The following is a 16,812-nucleotide window of genomic DNA, read 5'->3' as shown; positions in this document are numbered from 1 at the left end:
GCGCGACGGCGCCCGACCGCGTCAGGTAAACACCGCTGGCGCCACGTGCACGCAGTTGCGGCCGGCGCGCTTGGAGGCGTACAGCGCCTTGTCCGCACGCTCGATGGTGGCCTCCGGCGTACGCTCGCCATCGCGGCGCGTGGCCACGCCCACGCTCACCGTCAGCCGGATCGGCTGCCCCTCCCAGTCCACCACCAGCCGCTCGACCGCGGCCCGCAGCCGTTCACCCACCTCGCGCGCCGCCGCCCCGCCGCGCCCGGGCAGGATGGCGATGAACTCCTCGCCGCCGTAGCGGCCGAACAGGTCGCCGTCATCCAGCGCGCCCGACAGGGTGGCCGCCACGGCGCGCAGGCACTGGTCGCCGCCCGCGTGCCCGTAGCGGTCGTTGATGCCCTTGAACCGGTCCAGGTCCACGAACAGCATCGAAAGCTGCAGCCCGTCGCTGTCGGCCTCGGCGAAGCTGCGCAGCAGCCACTGGTCGATCGAACGCCGGTTCAGGCTGCCGGTCAGCGCATCCAGCTCCGCCGACTGGCGCAGCTTGATCGCCGCCAGCGCCTGCTCCACGTGGATCTGGGCAATGCGGCAGAACTCGCTTGCCAGGGCCATTTCGTCCGCGGCAAAGCCACCTGCCCCGGCGCGCCTGAGCAGCAGCGCGCCCCAGGCCGGGGAGCGGAGCTTCAACGGCACCAGGGCCTCGGTGAACAGGCCGTCGGGGGTCGTGACCGCCTGCTGCAGCGCAATCCCGTTGGCGGCCTGGCGACGCAGCGCGAGACCGCGCGCGCCCAGGTCGGCCAGCACACGCGCCTTGATGTCCCCGGGGTCGACCAGCAGAAACTCGCGTTCGTGGAAGCCTTCGGCCACCACCACCAGTTCGTCCACCGGCAGCAGCGGCAGCAGGTGGTCGGCCATGACCCGGAATCCCGTCCACGGCACTTCGCCCTGCCCCACCTGGCGGAGCCTGGACTGCAGCGCGTTGACCAGATCCGTGCGCGCCGCCTCGCGCAGCATCCTGCGCTCGGTGTCGGCGCGCGCCAGGCGGTCACGGTCGCGCTGCTCGCGGTACTCGCTGATCCGGTGCACCAGCCCGACCGCGCACACCGCCAGGAAAGCCATCAGCCCGGCCTGGTACATCAGGCGCGTCACCAGCGGCCCCAGCCGTTCACCTTCGGCCAGCAGCTGCAGCATCAGCGTCATTGCGAACACGGCCACCAGCAGCACCAGCAGCGGAACCGCCATCGCCACCCTGCGCCTGACCGCACCTGCCAGCAGGAACAGGCTGCCCACGCCCACCACGATCCAGAACGCATAGGCCACGTACCACCAGATCCCGACCGGCAGGCCCAGCCCGACCAGGCAAACGGCGGTGGTGGCCAGCAGGCACCAGAACACCACGTCGATCGCCCTGTCGATGCGGGCGCCGGGGAGTCCCGCGCCCACGTACTGCTGGATCAGCCGCAGCCACGTGGCCAGGAACAGGAACACCAGCGCCCACAGCCCCGTCGTGCCCAGGTGGGCAAACAGCCGCACCCCGGGAAACGTGTACAGGTGGCCATTGATCGCGGCCAGCAGCGCGGCCACGGCGGCGGTACAGGCGAACAGGGTCAGGAACACCCGGTCACGCGCGGCCGCGTACAGCGACAGCGCAAGCATCGCCAGCATCAGCAGGCTGCCGTAGATCGCGGCGTTTGCGCCCGCCACCGCCTGTTCGAGCCGGGCAGCGTCGGTGGCCGACATGATCCGCGCCTGCCAGGTGCCTCCCAGCGCGGGCCGGGCGTGCAGGGTCACTTCCACCGGGCCCTCCCACTCCGCCGGCAGCGGAAAGGTGTAGCCGCCGGGCAGCAGGCCTTCGTCCGCGCCGGGTGCGTAGAACGCCCGCTCCGGACTGCGCCAGCCGGGGGCCTCGAGCCAGATCGACTCCCTGGCCGAGCGCGGAAACCAGGCGACCCACGGATCACCGTCGGCCCGGCGTGGAGGCAGGTTGAACCGGATCGTCACCGTTTCCACCCCGGCATCGGCCGTGGCCGCGCCCGCGGCAGGCATGGCCTCCACCGCGACCTGGCCGTCGTCGACGCTGCCCGCCACGGCCAGCGTGCTCGCCAGCAGGCAGGCAAGGAGCAGCAGCCCGGCAAGGTGCCACGGGCTGCTCCTGCGCAATTGTCCATCGCGCAGGCGGCTCAGCATCCGGGTACGTCCGCTTCCTGCAGCAACTGATCCCCCCTGACCAGCACGACCGCCCTGGCCCGTTGGCACGCAAGGCTCGTACCAGCAAAATGGTACCAGCGTCACAGTTTCGCCCGTCACCGGTTACGATGGGGGCATGGCCGGAGCCCAGCGGCGGGGGCCCGCGCGTCCGGGCGCTTCCACCCTGCTCTCGGCTACACTGACCGGTTCACGGCGCAGGCACGCGCCCGCACTCCCCCGGACCACATGAACCAGCCCAACGACACCGCGGCAGGCGCCGCACCGGCGGCCGCCGGCAAGCAGGACTTCATCCGCCAGATCGTCCGCGACGACCTGGCCAGCGGGAAGCATTCCGCCATCCGCACCCGGTTCCCGCCCGAGCCCAACGGCTACCTGCACATCGGCCATGCCAAGGCGATCTGCCTGGACTTCGGCATCGCCGGAGAGTTCGGCGGCACCTGCAACCTGCGCTTCGACGACACCAACCCGGAGAAGGAGCATCCCGAGTTCGTGCAGGCCATCCAGGAAGACGTGCGCTGGCTGGGCTTTGAATGGGCCAGCCTGCGGCACGCGTCGGACTACTTCGGCGTGTTCTACCTGGCCGCCGAGAAGCTGATCCGCCAGGGCGACGCCTTCGTCTGCGACCTGAGCGCCGAGCAGGTGCGCGAGTACCGCGGCAGCCTCACCGAACCCGGCCGCGAATCGCCCTGGCGCAACCGTTCGGTCGAAGAAAACCTGGACCTGTTCCGGCGCATGCGCGCGGGCGAGTTCGAAGACGGCGCACGCACCCTGCGGGCGAAGATCGACATGGCCAGCGGCAACATCAACCTGCGCGACCCGGCCCTGTACCGGATCAAGAAGGTGCCGCACCAGAACACCGGCGACGCCTGGCCGATCTATCCCATGTACGACATCGCCCACGCCCTGGGCGACGCGGTGGAGGGCATCACCCACTCGCTGTGCACGCTGGAGTTCGAGGATCACCGCCCGCTGTACGACTGGTGCGTGGACAGGGTGGACCTGGCCGGCAACCCGGAACTGCTGGAGCCGCTGAAGGAAAAGGGCCTGCCGATCGAGGCCGCCAAACCGCGCCAGATCGAGTTCTCCCGGCTCAACATCAACTACACGGTGATGAGCAAGCGCAAGCTCACCCAGCTGGTTGTCGACGGCCTGGTGGACGGCTGGGACGACCCGCGCATGTACACCCTGCAGGGCCTGCACCGGCGCGGCTACACGCCCGAGGCGCTGCGCCTGTTCGTGGACAGGATCGGGGTCAGCAAGCAGAACTCGGTGATCGACTTCTCGGTGCTGGAGGGCGCCCTGCGCGACGACCTGGACGCGCGCGCGCCGCGGCGGATGGCGGTGATCGAGCCGCTGAAGCTGGTGCTCACCAACCTGCCCGAGGGCCACGAGGAAACGCTGGAGTTCCCCAACCACCCCAAGGATGCGTCCTTCGGCAGCCGCCGGATGCCGTTCTCGCGCGAGGTGTGGATCGAGCGCGACGACTTCGCCGAGGTTCCGCCCAAGGGCTTCAAGCGCCTGGTGCCGGGCGGCGAGGTGCGCCTGCGCGGCGCCGGCATCATCCGCTGCGAGGAAGTGGTCAAGGACGCGGACGGCCAGGTCGTCGAGCTGCGCGGCACCCTGGATCCGGAGTCCCGCCCGGGCATGGAAGGCGCCAACCGCAAGGTCAAGGGCACCATCCACTGGGTCGGCGCGGCCAGGGCGGTGGCGGCGGAAATCCGCCTCTACGACCGCCTGTTCTCGGTTCCGGATCCGGACAGCGGCGCCGACGGCAAGACCTATCGCGACCACCTCAACCCCGACTCGCGCCGCAGCGTCCGGGGCTGGGTGGAACCGGCCGCGGCCGAAGCCGCGCCGGAAACGAACTTCCAGTTCGAGCGCCAGGGCTATTTCGTGGCCGACCGCCACGACCACCGGCCGGACGCGCCCGTCTTCAACCGCAGCGTGACGCTGCGCGACACCTGGGCCACCAGGGCCTGACCGGAAAGGAGCGCTCCCGTGCACAAGTCATTGATGCCGTTGCTCACCACCCTGCTGCTGATGCTGACCCTGGGCGCCTGCGCGGCGCCCACGGCGGACACGGCAAACCCGGCGCCGGTGGATGCCGGCAGCCCCGCCCAGGTCGCGGGCGATCCGCTGCAGCTGGATTACAGCTGCCGGGTCGACAGCGACTGCGAGGTCAAGAACGTCGGCAACTGCTGCGGCTATTTCCCGGCCTGCGTGAACAAGGACGCCCAGCCGGATCCGGAGGCCGTCCAGGCGCACTGCGCCGAGACCGGCATGGCCTCGGTCTGCGGCTTCCGCGAGATCCAGGCCTGCAGCTGCGTCGACAACCGCTGCGAGGCTGCCGGGCAGCCGCGGGCACCGCTGCAGTGACCGGCACCGGCGCGCTGCCGGCGCGGGTCGAGCTGACCCTGCCGGACTGGATTGCCGACGCGGTGGCCGGCGTGGGCGCGGTGGCCGGCGACCAGGACAAGGTGGCGCTGGCGATCGAACTGTCCCGGCGCAACCTCCAGGCCGGCACCGGCGGGCCGTTCGGGGCGGTGGTGTTCGGGCCGGACGACCGGGTGGTCGCCGCCGCGGTCAACCGGGTGATGCCCGGCAACTGCTCGCTGGCCCACGCCGAGGCCATGGCCTACATGCTGGCCCAGCAGCGGCTGGGCCGGGCGCGCCTGAACCGCGACGACGACGGCCAGCCGCTGGGCCGCTTCGTGCTGGCGACCTCGTCGCAGCCGTGCTGCCAGTGCTACGGCGCGACGGTGTGGGCCGGCATCGACCGGCTGCTGATCGGCGCCCGCTCCGAAGACGTGGAGGCGCTGACCGAATTCGACGAGGGGCCGCTGCCCCGGGACTGGGTGGGCGAGCTGGAGAAGCGCGGCATCACCGTCGTGCGCGACCTGCTGCGCGAGGACGCCCGGGCCGTGCTGCGCGCCTACGGCGAGTCCGGCGGCGACCGCTACTGAGCCGCCAGGACGCCGGATCCCGACATGCAAGACGCCCTGCTGTGCTACAGCCGCGCCGGTTTCGAACCCGAGCTGGCGGCCGAGCTCACCGACCGCGCCGCCGCGGCCGGCCTGGCCGGCTACGCGCGCGCCAGCCGCGGCGATGGCTACATGCTGTTCCACGTGGAGGATGCGCAGGCGCTGTCGCAGGCATTGCCCTGGCACTCGCTGGTGTTCGCGCGCCAGAAGCTGGTGCTGGTGGCCGACCTGCCGGGGCTGGATCCAAGCGACCGGATCGCGCCGGTGCTCGAAGCGCTGGCCGGACGCGGGCGCTGGGGCGAGCTGTGGGTCGAACACCCCGACTCCGACGCCGGCAAGCCGCTGTCCGGGCTGGCCCGCAGCTTCGGCAACGCGCTGCGCCCGGCGCTGCGCAAGCGCGGGTTCCTGAGCGAAAAGGACAACCCGCGGCTGCCGCGCCTGCACGTGTGCCTGCTCGACGGCGACCACCTGATGCTGGCTCGCGGCGAGCCGGCCGACAGCGCGCCGTGGCCGCTGGGCATCCCGCGCCTGCGCCTGCACGCCGACGCCCCCTCGCGCTCGGCGCTCAAGCTGGAGGAAGCGCTGCTGTCACTGCTGGACGAGCGCGAGCGCGACACCCTGCTGCGCCCCGGCATGCGCGCCGCCGACCTGGGCGCCGCGCCGGGCGGCTGGACGTGGGTGCTCACCCGCCACCACATCCAGGTCACCGCGGTCGACAACGGGCCGATGCAGCCGGCGCTGCTGGACAGCGGCCTGGTCACCCACCGGCGCGAGGACGGCTTCCGCTGGGTGCCCGAGCGCACCCTGGACTGGATGGTGTGCGACATGGTCGACCAGCCGCGGCGGGTGGCCACGCGCATGGGCGAGTGGTTCCACAACGAATGGTGCCGGCACGCGGTGTTCAACCTCAAGCTGCCGATGAAGAAGCGCTGGCACGAGGTGCAGGCCTGCCTGGATCTGTTCCGCGAGGCCGCCGGCCGGCCGCTGGACGTGCGCGCCCGGCAGCTCTACCACGACCGCGAGGAAATCACGGTCTACGCGACGGGGGCCTAGAGCCCGGCCGCGCGCCGCCACAGCAGGTGCGCCACCGGCGGCACCCGGGCCGCGGCGCCGAACAGGTGGCCACGCAGCAGGGTTGGCAGCACCGCGTCATTGGAGAAGACCCGGTCGATGCCGTCGAACGCCAGCGCGGCCACGGTGTTCTCGCTGCGGCGCCGGCGCTCCCAGCGGCGCAGCCGGTGCGGTGAATCCCAGCTGTCGCCGGCGCCGGCGACCAGTTCGCGCAGGCCGGCCACGTCGCGCAGGCCCAGGTTCACGCCCTGCCCGGCCAGCGGGTGCACCACGTGCGCGGCATCGCCCAGCAGCAGCAGCCGGCCCGCCAGCGCATCGTCGGCCAGCTGCAGCCGCAGCGGGAACGTCGCGCGCGGCGAGCAGGGCCGCACGTCGCCAAGGCGCCCGCCGAAGGCGCGGGACAGCTCGCCGCCGAAGGCATCGTCGTCCAGTGCCAGCACCCGGGCCGCCTGGTCGTCGGGCAGCGACCACACGATCGAACAGGTGCCGTCCGCGCACGGCAGGAACGCCAGCGGCCCGCCCGGCAGGAACCGCTGCCACGCCGTATCCCCGTGCGGGCGCTCCGTGCGCACGTAGCCGACCACTCCGCGCTGGCCGTAGTCGCGCCCGCAGGTGCCGATCCCGGACATCCGCCGCAGGGCCGAGTTCGCGCCGTCGGCGGCGATCGCCAACCGCGCGGCGATCCGCCCGCCGTCTTCCAGCTCCAGGCGCACGCCGTCCTCGTCCTGTTCGAAGCCGGCCACCTTCGCCGGGCAGTGCAGCGCGACTCCGGCCGCGCCCAGCGCCGCCCACAGCCGATCCACCAGCAGCCCGTTTTCAACGATCCAGCCCAGGGCCTGGCGGCCGAAGGCGTCGCCGTCGAAGTCCAGCTCGCCGCCGCCGGCGGCGTCCCAGACCCGCATGCGCCGGTAGGGATGCGCGCGCGCGCCGCGGATCGATTCCCAGGCGCCGATCGAATCCAGCAGCGCCACGTTGTCCGCCGCCAGCGCGAACACCCGCAGGTCGGGCGCCTGAACGCTCCACGGCCGCGGCGGCGCCGCTTCCACCAGCTCCACCCGCAGATCCTGCCGGGCCAGGGCCAGCGCGCACGCGGCGCCGACCACGCCGCCGCCGACGACCACCGCGTCCGCGCGCATGCGCCGGCTCACGGCTGCGCCTGCCGGCACAGCGCCGGCACGTCGCCGCGGTACCCCATCGCCCCGCCGGCCACCCGCGCCTGCAGCGCCGGCAGCCTGTCCACGGCCAGCAGGCCCAGCGAACGCAGCGGCCGCAGCAGCGGCGCGTCGTTGGCGGTGAGCCTTGCCAGCCCGTCGGAGAACTCCAGGGTGCGCTCGCGATCTTCCCGCCTGCGCGCCGCATAGGCCTCCAGCACGGCGGCGCTGCCCGGGTCGTCACGATTGGCCGCCACCAGCTCGGCCAGGGTCAGCGCATCGCGCAGTCCCAGGTTGAAGCCCTGGGCGCCGACCGGATGCATGCTCTGCGCCGCATTGCCCACCAGCACGGCGCGCGGCGCGGTGGTCCGGCGTGCCACCGTCCTGACCATCGGGTAGGCGCTGCGCGGGCCGGCGGAAACAAAACGCCCGGCGCGCCAGCCGAAGGCCGCCTGGATGCGGGCCAGGTAGCCGGCCTCGTCCAGTTCCATCGCCGCGGCGGCCTGCCCGCGTGCGACGCCGTGGACCACCCCGTAGTGGCGGTCGCCGCGCGGCAGCAGCGCGGTCGGCCCGTGCGCGGTGAAGCGCTCCCAGGCGGTGCCGTCCGGCGCCCGTGAAGCACGCACCCGCGCCACCAGCAGCGTCTGTCCGTAATCGTGTTCATCGGCCGCAATCCCGAGCACGCCGCGCACCCCGCTGGCAGCGCCATCGGCCCCCACCAGCAGCCGCGTGCGCAGCGTGCGCTCGCCGCCGTCATCGGCAATCCGCACCTCGCGCACGCCATCCCCATCGACGCAGCCGAGGAAACGTGCCGGCCGGTAGCGGACAAGGCCCTGCACCCGCGCCAGGCGCGCTTCCAGCGCATGGCCGAAATCACTGGCCACCACCACCTGGCCGAACGCTTCGCGGCCGTACTCGGACGCTTCCATCAGCACCCGGCCGAAATCACCGGCGCGGCTGACATGGATGCGCCGGATCGGGCCGGGCGGCACCCGCAGCTCCTGCAGCACCCCCAGCGCGGTGAGCGCGTTGACGGTGGCGTCGGCGAAGCTGAGGTTGCGCTGGTCGAACACCGGCGGCAGCGCCCCGGCCGGGGCCGCCTCCACCTGGGCCACGTCCAGGCCCAGCCCGTCCAGGGCGATCGCCAGGCTGGCGCCCACCAGGCCACCGCCGATGATCAGCACGTCGTGGCAGCGGGTCTGTGCGTCGGGGAGGTCTGGCGTCATTGCGCTATGCTATCCGCTTCCGCCCGATTGCTCCTGTGCGAAACGATGAACAGTCCCGACCAAGCCCCCCGCATCGCCCTCGGCCCGCTCCTGCTGGCCGGCCTGATCATCGCCGCGGCGCTGACCCGGCTGCTGCCGCAGCCGCCGAACTTCTCGCCGGTGATCGCCATCGCGCTGTTCGCCGGCGCGTATTTCGCGAGCCGCCGCTGGGCGATGCTGGTGCCGCTGGCGGCGATGCTGGTGTCCGACCTGGCCCTGGCCGCCACCCACGGCGGCATCTACCTGCAGCACCTGGCCAGCCCGGTGGCGCTGTCGGTGTACGCCTGCATCGCGCTGTCCACGGTGATGGGCTTCGGCCTGCGCGGCAGCGTCAGCGGCGGGCGCGTGCTGGGCGGCTCGGTGGCCGGCTCGGTGCTGTTCTTCGTGGTCACCAACTTCATGGTCTGGCTGGGCACCGGCCCGGCCTCGGCCAACCTCGCCTGCCAGGCCGGCCTGGCGCCGTGCTACGCGGCGGCGATCCCGTTCTTCCACTGGACGCTGCTGGGCACGCTGTTCTGGTCGGCGCTGCTGTTCGGCGGCTTCGAGCTGCTGCGGCGCCGGGTTCCGGCGCTGCGCGCCCAGACCGCCTGACGGCCGCCGCCGGTGGGCAATCGGCTCTCGAAGATCTACACCCGCACCGGCGACGACGGCTCGACCGGCCTGGGTGACGGCAGCCGGGTCGGCAAGGACTCGGCCCGGGTGGAGGCCTACGGCACCGTCGACGAAGCCAACTCCACCATCGGCCTGGTGCTGGCCTGCGAGCTTTCCGACGAGGTGCGCGAAACCCTGACCCGGGTCCAGCACCACCTGTTCGACCTCGGCGGCGAGCTGTGCATCCCGGGCCACGCGGCCATCGAGGATGCGCACATCGAGGGCCTGGAAGCGCACCTGGACCGGTTCAACGAGCAGCTGCCGCCGCTGAAGGAATTCATCCTCCCCGGCGGCGGCGAGGCCGCCGCGCGCTGCCACGTGGCCCGCACCGTGGTTCGCCGCGCCGAGCGCGCCGCGGTCAGCCTGGCGCGCGAGGAAGCCGTGCGGCCGCAGCCGGTGCGCTACCTCAACCGCCTGTCGGACCTGCTGTTCGTGCTGGCGCGGGTGCTGGCCCGCGCCGACGGCCAGGGCGAAGTGCTCTGGGACCACGAGCGGCGCAAGCCGTGAGCCGGCTCCGGGTCTACACGCACCCGGCCTGCATCGCCCACGACCCCGGGGCCGGCCATCCCGAGAGTCCGGAACGGCTGGGCACGGTGATCCAGACGCTGCGCGACCACATGCCCGCGGTGGACTGGCAGCAGGCACCGTCAGCCACCCGCGGCCAGCTGCTGCGGGTGCACTCGGAAGCGCTGCTGCAGGCGGTGCTGGACTCCGGGGCCACCGAAAGCGTGCGCCTGGATCCCGACACCATGCTGTCGCCGGCCTCGCCGGAAGCCGCGCTGCGCGCCGCCGGCGCCGGCATCGCGGCGGTGGACGCGGTGATGGCCGGCGAGGTGCCGGTGGCCTTCTGCGCGGTCCGCCCGCCCGGCCACCACGCCACCGGCGGCGAGGCGATGGGGTTCTGCCTGTTCAACAACGTGGCCGTGGCCGCCGCCCACGCGGTGGAGCGCCACGGGCTGTCGCGGGTGGCGGTGATCGACTTCGACGTCCACCACGGCAACGGCACCCAGGCGATCTTTGCCGAAGAGCCGCGGGTGATGTACCTGAGCTCGCACCAGGACGCCCTGTTCCCCGGCACCGGCGCGCGCGCGGATCGCGGGGTGGGCAACCTGGTCAACGTGCCGCTGCCGGCGGGCAGCGGCAGCCGCGCCTTCCGCGAGGCCTGGAGCGAGCGGCTGCTGCCGGAGCTGGACGGGTTCGCGCCGCAGCTGCTGCTGATCTCAGCCGGTTTCGACGCCCACTGGCGGGATCCGCTGGCCCAGTTCCAGCTCGACGGCGAGGACTTCGCCTGGATCACCGCCGGGCTGCGCGCGATCGCGCAGCGGCACGCCGCCGGCCGCATGGTGTCCACGCTGGAAGGCGGCTACGATCTGCGCGCGCTGCAGGAAGGCTGCCTGGCCCACGCCAGGGCGCTGGTGGGCCTGCCGGACGCCGCCGAAGGCTGAGTGCCGGGGCGGCAGCGCCGGAACCGGGTCAGCCCCGATCCGCCTCCGCCACGAAGTCCAGCGCCGCCGAATTGATGCAGTAGCGCAGGCCGGTCGGCGGCGGGCCGTCGGGGAACACGTGGCCCAGGTGGGACTCGCAGGCCGCGCACCTGGCCTCGATCCGGCGCATGCCGTGGCTGAGATCCTCGTGCTCGCTCACCGCCTCGATCGAGACCGGGGCGTGGAAGCTGGGCCAGCCGCTACCGGACTCGTACTTCGCTGCGGATTCGAACAGCGGCGCCTCGCACGCCACGCAGCGGTAGGTGCCGGTTTCCGCGTGATTCCAGTACTTGCCGGAGAACGGCGGCTCGGTGGCCGAACAGCGGCAGACGGCGTACTGCTCGTCGGTCAGGGCTTCGCGCCATTCAGCATCGGTTTTGTCGCCGGGCTTGTTGCTCATGATCTTTTCCATGGCCCCAATGATGCACCACATGACATTGCATTGCCGCTTCACCGGGGATGCGGCATGCTGGCGACCGCTTTTGGATCAACCGGAAAATCCCCGAGTGCGCCCAGCCCTCCGACTGCTGCCACTGCCGTTGTTCATCGCCGTTTCGCTGAACGCAGCCGCCTACGACGAACGCCCCGGCATGTGGCGCCTGTGCCCGCTGGAGGACGCGGTGCCGGTGTTCCCGGATGCGCCTCCCCCGGTGGGCACCGCGGCCGATCGCGACCAGCACCCCACCGACATCGAAGGCGACGCGCTGAGCGGCGTCTACGACCAGGTTATGAACTACGACGGCAACGTCAGGCTGCAGCGTGGCGACCAGTTCCTGAGCGCCGACAACCTCACCCTCGACACTCAGGCCGGCACTTACGCCGCCGAGGGCAGCATCCGCTACCAGGACTCGGGCATGCGGATCGTGGCCGAGCGGCTGCAGGGCAGCCAGGACGAGGACACCCACAGCATCGAGAACGTGCGCTACCAGCTGATCGACCGGCGCGGCAGCGGCGGCGCCGAGCGCGCGGAGCTGGCGGGCGAGCAGGGCTCGCTGATCGGGTCGAGCTATTCGACCTGCCCGCCGGGAGAGCGGATGTGGGAACTGCGCTCGCGGCAGATCGACATCGACATGGAAGAGGGCTTCGGCACCGCCAAGGGCGCCACCCTGCACCTGGGCAAGGTGCCGGTGCTGTACATGCCGTGGTTCAAGTTCCCCATCGACGACCGCCGCAAGACCGGCCTGCTGTACCCGGCCCTGGGCTACAACAGCCGCAACGGCTTCGACTGGGCGCAGCCGATCTACCTGAACCTGGCGCCCAACTACGACATGACCCTGGAGCCGCGGGTGATGTCCCGCCGCGGCATCCTGATGGGCACCGAGTTCCGCTACCTGACCGAGTCCGGCCGCGGCACCCTGGATCTGGAGTACATCCCCTCCGACGATCTGGCCGCAAATGACCGCGAGCGCGAGATCGAGGAAGTGCCGATCGTGGACAACCGGCGCAAGGAAGAGCGCGGCCTGTTCCGCTACCGCGGCCAGCACCGCTTCAACAGCACCTGGAGCGCACGCGCCAACCTCAACTGGATGAGCGATCCACGCTACCTGGAGGACATGAGCGGCAGCCTGGCCGACGCTGCACCAAGCGCCATCGGGAGCACGGCCGGCCTTTACGGCAGGGGTCGCTACTGGGAGGCCAGCCTGAGCGCCGACTACCGGGTGCTGTCCGACTACACCCTGAGCCGGGGGCGGCTTCCCTACTACCGGGCTCCGCGCGCCTTCTGGAACTGGGAGCGGCCGTACGCCCCGTGGCTGGTGACCGGCGCCTACGTGGACCTGACCCGGTTCGCCCATTATGAAAGCGATGCCCGCCCGGGCGGCAGCCGCCTGGACATCAAGCCATGGGTTTCGATGCCCCTGGAGGGCAACGCCTGGTTCATCACGCCCACTCTCGCCTGGCGCTATACCGGCTACCAGCTCGAGGATGAACTGGCGGCCGACATCAACCCCGGCGCACCGGACACCTCGCCCAGTCGAAGCCTGCCGATTGCCAGCGTCGAAGCCGGCCTGTTCTTCGACCGCAACGCCACGTTCCGCGGCGAGCAGTACCTGCACACGCTGGAGCCGCGGCTGTTCTACCTCAACGTGCCCTACCGCAACCAGGACAACCTGCCGCGGTTCGACACCCGCAACCTGACCTTCAGCTGGGGCCAGCTGTTCCGCGACAACCGCTTCGCTGGCGGCGACCGCCACGCCGACGCCAACCAGCTCACCCTGGCCGTGTCCACGCGCATGCTGCGCGAGTCCGACGGCCTGGAGAAGCTGAACCTGAGCGTCGGCCAGATCCGCTACTTCGACGACTCGCGGGTGGGCCTGACCGCCAGCTCGGGCCAGATCGAGGCCGGCCGCTCCTCGTGGGTCGCCGAGGGCTCGTACGCGATCAACGACCGCTGGAACTTCAACGCCGGCTACCAGTGGGATCCCAAGGAGCGCCGCGACGAGCTGGTCTCCCTACGCACGCGCTACCTGCTGGGCGACGACGGCATCATCAACCTGGGCTACCGCTACCGGCGCGCGCCGCGCCTGGAGCAGGTGGACTTCTCCTTCCTGTACCCCATCAACGCCACCTGGAGCGTGGTTGGGCGCTACTACTACTCGCTGCACGACCAGCAGGCGCTGGAGGGGATCGCCGGCATCCAGTGGGACAGCTGCTGCCTGTCGGTGCGGCTGGTCGGGCGCCACTACGTGCGCAACCGCCTGGGCGAGACCAACGATTCGATCCAGCTTGAGATCGAATTCAAGGGCATGGGCTCGGCCGGCGCCGACCTGGAGGACCGCCTGCGCCGTGCTATTCTGGGCTATTACCGTGACGACCTCTATCTGGTCCCCCCGTCCGAGATCGACGGCGGCGATGATCGGGACGACTTCTACTTCGACCCCCTGCCATGAAGAATCTCCTGCTTTCCCTCCTCGCCGCGGCCCTGCTGTGCGGCACCGCGCACGCCCAGCAGGTACAGCCGCTGGACGAAATCGTCGCCGTCGTCGACGAGGACGTGATCCTCAAGAGCGAACTGGACCGTGCGATGAACAACATCCTGGCCCAGTACGCCGGCCAGGAGGCCCAGCTGCCGCCGATGGCCATCCTGCAGCGGCAGGTGCTGGAGCGCCTGATCCTGATGCGCCTGCAGACCGAGCGCGCCGCTGCCAGCGGCATCCGGGTGACCGACGCGCAGATCGATGCCACGGTCGGCGCCATCGCCGAGCAGAACGGCATGAGCGTGGATCAGCTGCGCGCGCAGCTGGCAAGCGACGGCCTGGTGTTCGACGATTTCCGCAGCTCGCTGCGCGAGGAGCTGCTGACCCAGCAGCTGCAGCAGCGTTTCGCCCAGGGCCGGATCGTGGTCAGCGAGGGCGAGGTGGACGCGGCCATGAGCGCGGCAGCCGCCGGCGGCAGCCAGTACCGGCTGGCCCACATCCTGGTGGCGCTGCCCGACGGCGCCACCCCCGAGCAGATCGGCACCGGCCAGGAAAAGGTGGACGGCATCAAGGCCCTGATCGACCGCGGCGACATGGAGTTCGCCGCCGCGGCGGTGCGCTACTCCGACAGCCCCAACGCGCTGGAAGGCGGCGACCTGGGCTGGCGCCGGGCCGATGAGATTCCGCCCGTCTTCGGCTCCGCCGTGCGCACCATGCAGCCCGGCGAGGTGCTTGGGCCCGTCCGCGGCCCCAGCGGCTTCCAGCTGCTGCAGCTCGTGGACGTGCGCCAGCAGGGCGCCGGCGAGGCGGTGGTGCAGTACAACGCCCGGCATATCCTGATCCGCAGCGGAACCGACGCGGCCAGCGACGATGCCGCGCGCGCCCGGGCCGAAGCCCTGCGATCGCGGATCGTTGCAGGCGAAGACTTCGCCACCGTGGCTACGGAGGCCTCCGAGGACGCCAGCAGCAGCGCCCGCGGCGGCGACCTGGGCTGGTTCGGCGCCAATGATTTCGGCCCCGATTTCGGCAGCCAGGTGGCGCCCCTGCAGGACGGCGAAGTGTCGCAGCCGTTCCGCACCCAGGCCGGCTGGCACGTGGTGCAGAAGGTCGCCTCGCGCGAGACCCAGGTGGACGACGAGCGGCGCCGCGCGGCGGTGCGCGAGAGCATCGGCCAGCGCAAGATGGAAGACGAATGGGAACGCTACCTGCGCGAGCTGCGCAGCGAAGCCTACGTCGACATCCGGGTGGGCACCGACGCCGACGGCGGCGGCTGAGATGACCCGCCCGCGCCTCGCGCTGGTGCCGGGTGAGCCGGCCGGCGTGGGGCCGGAGCTGTGCGTGGCCGCGCTGCAGCGCGACCACGGCGCCGACATCACCGTATTCGGCGACCGCGCCGCCCTGGAACGGGCCGCCGGCGCGCTGCGTCTGCCGCTGCCGCTGGACGGCACCGGCCCCGGCCGCACCCGGCTGGTCGAAGTCGTCCACCCCGCCCTGCCCGCCTTCGGCAGCCCCGACCCCGCCAACGCCGCCAGCGTCATCGGCGCGCTGCGGGCGGCGGCCGGCGCCTGCGCGGACGGACAGGTGGACGGCATGGTCACCGGCCCGGTGCACAAGGCCGCGATCGACGCCGGCGGGATCGCCTATACCGGCACCACCGGCCTGCTGGCGCAGTGGGCCGGTTGCGACGTGGTGATGATGCTGGCCAACGACGTGGTGCGCGTGGCCCTGGCCAGCGTCCACATCCCGCTGCGCGAGGTGGCCGACGCGATCACTGCCGACGGCCTGGAACGCACCATCGGCATCGTGCACCGCGCGCTGCGCACGGATTTCGGCATCGACGATCCGGTCATCGCGGTGCTCGGGCTCAACCCGCATGCCGGAGAAGACGGACTGCTGGGACGCGAGGAGACCGAAGTGATCACACCGCTGCTTGAACGCCTGCGCGCACAGGGCATGCGCCTGCAGGGCCCGCTGCCGGCGGACACCGCCTTCCTGCCGCGCCGGCTGCGCGAGGTCGACGCGGTGCTGGCGATGTACCACGACCAGGGGCTGCCGGTGCTCAAGTACAGCGGCTTCGAACAGGCCGTGAACCTGACCCTGGGCCTGCCCTGGCCGCGGGTGGCGGTGGATCACGGGACGGCGCTGGATCTTGCCGGCACCGGGCGCGCGGATCCTTCCAGCCTCGTCGCCGCCATCGGCACCTGCGCCAGGCTGGCGGCCGCGCGGCCTGGCCCGGCCGCCGCGGGAGCCCGCACATGAGCGCCGCGCCGGGGCCGGGCTTCGGGCGCGCCAAGAAGGCGCTCGGCCAGCATTTCCTGCACGAAGTGGCCTACATCGAGCGCATCGTCGACGCGGTCGATCCCCGCCCCGGCGACCGCCTGGTCGAGATCGGCCCCGGCCAGGGCGCCCTGACCCTGCCGCTGCTGCGCCGGCACGGCGCGCTGACCGTGGTCGAGTTCGACCGCGACCTGATCGCCCCGCTGACCCGCGCCGCCGAAGGCGCGGGCGCGCTGGAAGTGATCCACCGCGACGTGCTTGAGGTGGACTTCAGCGCCCTGGCCGGCGACGGCCCGCCGCTGCGGGTGGTCGGCAACCTGCCCTACAACATCTCCTCGCCGATCCTGTTCCACATGCTCGAGCATTCCACGGCCGTCGCCGACATGCACTTCATGCTGCAAAAGGAAGTGGTCGAGCGCATGGCCGCCGAGCCGGGCAGCAAGGCCTACGGCCGGCTCAGCGTGATGCTCCAGGCCGGGTGCGTGGTGGTGCCGCTGTTCGAAGTGCCACCCGAAGCATTCCGGCCGCCGCCGAAGGTCGACTCGGCGGTGGTTCGCCTGGCGCCGCGGCCGCCCGGCGAGGCGGGCATCCATGACCCGGCGCGATTCGCGGCCGTGGTGCGGGCCGCGTTCGGGCAGCGCCGCAAGACCCTGCGCAATTCGCTCTCCGGACTGTGTGCCCCGGAAGCCTTCGAAGCCGCCGGCATCGACCCCGGCACCCGCGCCGAACGCCTGTCGGTGGCGGAATTCGTACGCCTTGCGAACGCGACGAGCGCCGATTGACCCAGGCCTTCACCCGCGGCCATTACACTGTGC

General features: G+C 71.9%; 15 protein-coding genes. 11 read left to right on the top strand and 4 right to left on the bottom strand.

Annotated elements, in window-relative coordinates:
* Positions 1-21 precede the first annotated feature (21 nt).
* On the bottom strand, positions 22-2,181 hold the full coding sequence (locus ACOZ90_RS10550; RefSeq protein ID WP_422893610.1) for a GGDEF domain-containing protein: 2,160 nt from the start codon (positions 2,179-2,181) through the stop codon (positions 22-24).
* Between the two features lie 246 nt (positions 2,182-2,427).
* Here ACOZ90_RS10550 and ACOZ90_RS10545 point away from each other — a divergent pair, with 246 nt between their 5' ends.
* The 4 genes from ACOZ90_RS10545 to rlmM are packed head-to-tail and all read left to right on the top strand — an operon-like array spanning position 2,428 to position 6,236.
* A complete protein-coding gene (locus ACOZ90_RS10545; RefSeq protein ID WP_422893609.1) occupies positions 2,428-4,182 on the top strand; it encodes a glutamine--tRNA ligase/YqeY domain fusion protein in 1,755 nt (584 codons plus the stop codon).
* A gap of 33 nt (positions 4,183-4,215) precedes the next feature.
* The gene (locus ACOZ90_RS10540; protein WP_422893674.1) at positions 4,216-4,578 is read left to right on the top strand and encodes a hypothetical protein; all 363 of its coding nucleotides are present in this window, start codon (positions 4,216-4,218) and stop codon (positions 4,576-4,578) included.
* Entirely contained in the window at positions 4,575-5,165 is a 591-nt protein-coding gene (locus tag ACOZ90_RS10535) for a nucleoside deaminase (RefSeq protein WP_422893608.1), read from the top strand. Before ACOZ90_RS10540 ends, ACOZ90_RS10535 begins: the two co-directional genes overlap by 4 nt.
* Positions 5,166-5,189: 24 nt before the next feature.
* The gene (gene rlmM / locus ACOZ90_RS10530; RefSeq protein ID WP_422893607.1) at positions 5,190-6,236 is read left to right on the top strand and encodes a 23S rRNA (cytidine(2498)-2'-O)-methyltransferase RlmM; all 1,047 of its coding nucleotides are present in this window, start codon (positions 5,190-5,192) and stop codon (positions 6,234-6,236) included.
* Here rlmM and ACOZ90_RS10525 read toward each other — a convergent pair.
* Positions 6,233-7,402 carry an FAD-dependent oxidoreductase gene (locus ACOZ90_RS10525; protein ID WP_422893606.1) on the bottom strand — a complete coding sequence of 390 codons (1,170 nt, stop codon included), beginning with the start codon at positions 7,400-7,402 and terminating at the stop codon, positions 6,233-6,235. The two genes, rlmM and ACOZ90_RS10525, sit on opposite strands and share 4 nt — an antisense overlap.
* A complete protein-coding gene (gene ubiH / locus ACOZ90_RS10520) occupies positions 7,399-8,631 on the bottom strand; it encodes a 2-octaprenyl-6-methoxyphenyl hydroxylase (protein ID WP_422893605.1) in 1,233 nt (410 codons plus the stop codon). Before ubiH ends, ACOZ90_RS10525 begins: the two co-directional genes overlap by 4 nt.
* 45 nt (positions 8,632-8,676) lie before the next feature.
* On the opposite strand from ubiH, the gene ACOZ90_RS10515 reads away from it, so the two are divergent.
* The 3 genes from ACOZ90_RS10515 to ACOZ90_RS10505 are packed head-to-tail and all read left to right on the top strand — an operon-like array spanning position 8,677 to position 10,766.
* Positions 8,677-9,261 (top strand): DUF6580 family putative transport protein, encoded by a 585-nt coding sequence (locus tag ACOZ90_RS10515; RefSeq protein ID WP_422893604.1) that lies wholly within the window; start codon positions 8,677-8,679, stop codon positions 9,259-9,261.
* Between the two features lie 12 nt (positions 9,262-9,273).
* Positions 9,274-9,828, top strand: a complete 555-nt coding sequence (locus ACOZ90_RS10510) for a cob(I)yrinic acid a,c-diamide adenosyltransferase (RefSeq protein ID WP_422893603.1) — start codon at positions 9,274-9,276, stop codon at positions 9,826-9,828.
* Complete coding sequence (locus tag ACOZ90_RS10505) at positions 9,825-10,766, top strand: histone deacetylase family protein (protein WP_422893602.1); 942 nt, start codon at positions 9,825-9,827, stop codon at positions 10,764-10,766. Before ACOZ90_RS10510 ends, ACOZ90_RS10505 begins: the two co-directional genes overlap by 4 nt.
* A 28-nt stretch (positions 10,767-10,794) precedes the next feature.
* Here ACOZ90_RS10505 and msrB read toward each other — a convergent pair whose 3' ends face one another.
* Positions 10,795-11,205: a peptide-methionine (R)-S-oxide reductase MsrB gene (gene msrB / locus ACOZ90_RS10500; RefSeq protein ID WP_422893601.1), complete on the bottom strand. Its 411-nt coding sequence runs from the start codon at positions 11,203-11,205 to the stop codon at positions 10,795-10,797.
* A gap of 106 nt (positions 11,206-11,311) precedes the next feature.
* On the opposite strand from msrB, the gene lptD reads away from it, so the two are divergent.
* From lptD to rsmA, 4 genes are read left to right on the top strand one after another with little or no spacing between them, the layout of a single operon-like run.
* Positions 11,312-13,693: an LPS-assembly protein LptD gene (lptD, locus tag ACOZ90_RS10495; protein ID WP_422893600.1), complete on the top strand. Its 2,382-nt coding sequence runs from the start codon at positions 11,312-11,314 to the stop codon at positions 13,691-13,693.
* Positions 13,690-14,994, top strand: a complete 1,305-nt coding sequence (locus ACOZ90_RS10490) for a peptidylprolyl isomerase (RefSeq protein WP_422893599.1) — start codon at positions 13,690-13,692, stop codon at positions 14,992-14,994. The genes lptD and ACOZ90_RS10490 overlap by 4 nt, the downstream gene beginning before the upstream one ends.
* Position 14,995: 1 nt before the next feature.
* Positions 14,996-15,979, top strand: coding sequence for a 4-hydroxythreonine-4-phosphate dehydrogenase PdxA (gene pdxA / locus ACOZ90_RS10485; protein WP_422893598.1), 984 nt, complete (start codon positions 14,996-14,998; stop codon positions 15,977-15,979).
* The gene (rsmA, locus tag ACOZ90_RS10480) at positions 15,976-16,779 is read left to right on the top strand and encodes a 16S rRNA (adenine(1518)-N(6)/adenine(1519)-N(6))-dimethyltransferase RsmA (protein WP_422893597.1); all 804 of its coding nucleotides are present in this window, start codon (positions 15,976-15,978) and stop codon (positions 16,777-16,779) included. Before pdxA ends, rsmA begins: the two co-directional genes overlap by 4 nt.
* Positions 16,780-16,812 lie beyond the last annotated feature (33 nt).

It is taken from the genome of Luteimonas dalianensis (assembly GCF_049339425.1).
Taxonomy (GTDB): Bacteria; Pseudomonadota; Gammaproteobacteria; order Xanthomonadales; family Xanthomonadaceae; genus Luteimonas; species Luteimonas dalianensis.
The sequence above is the reverse complement of the archived record's forward strand: the minus strand, read 5'-3'. Positions and strand labels throughout refer to the sequence as shown.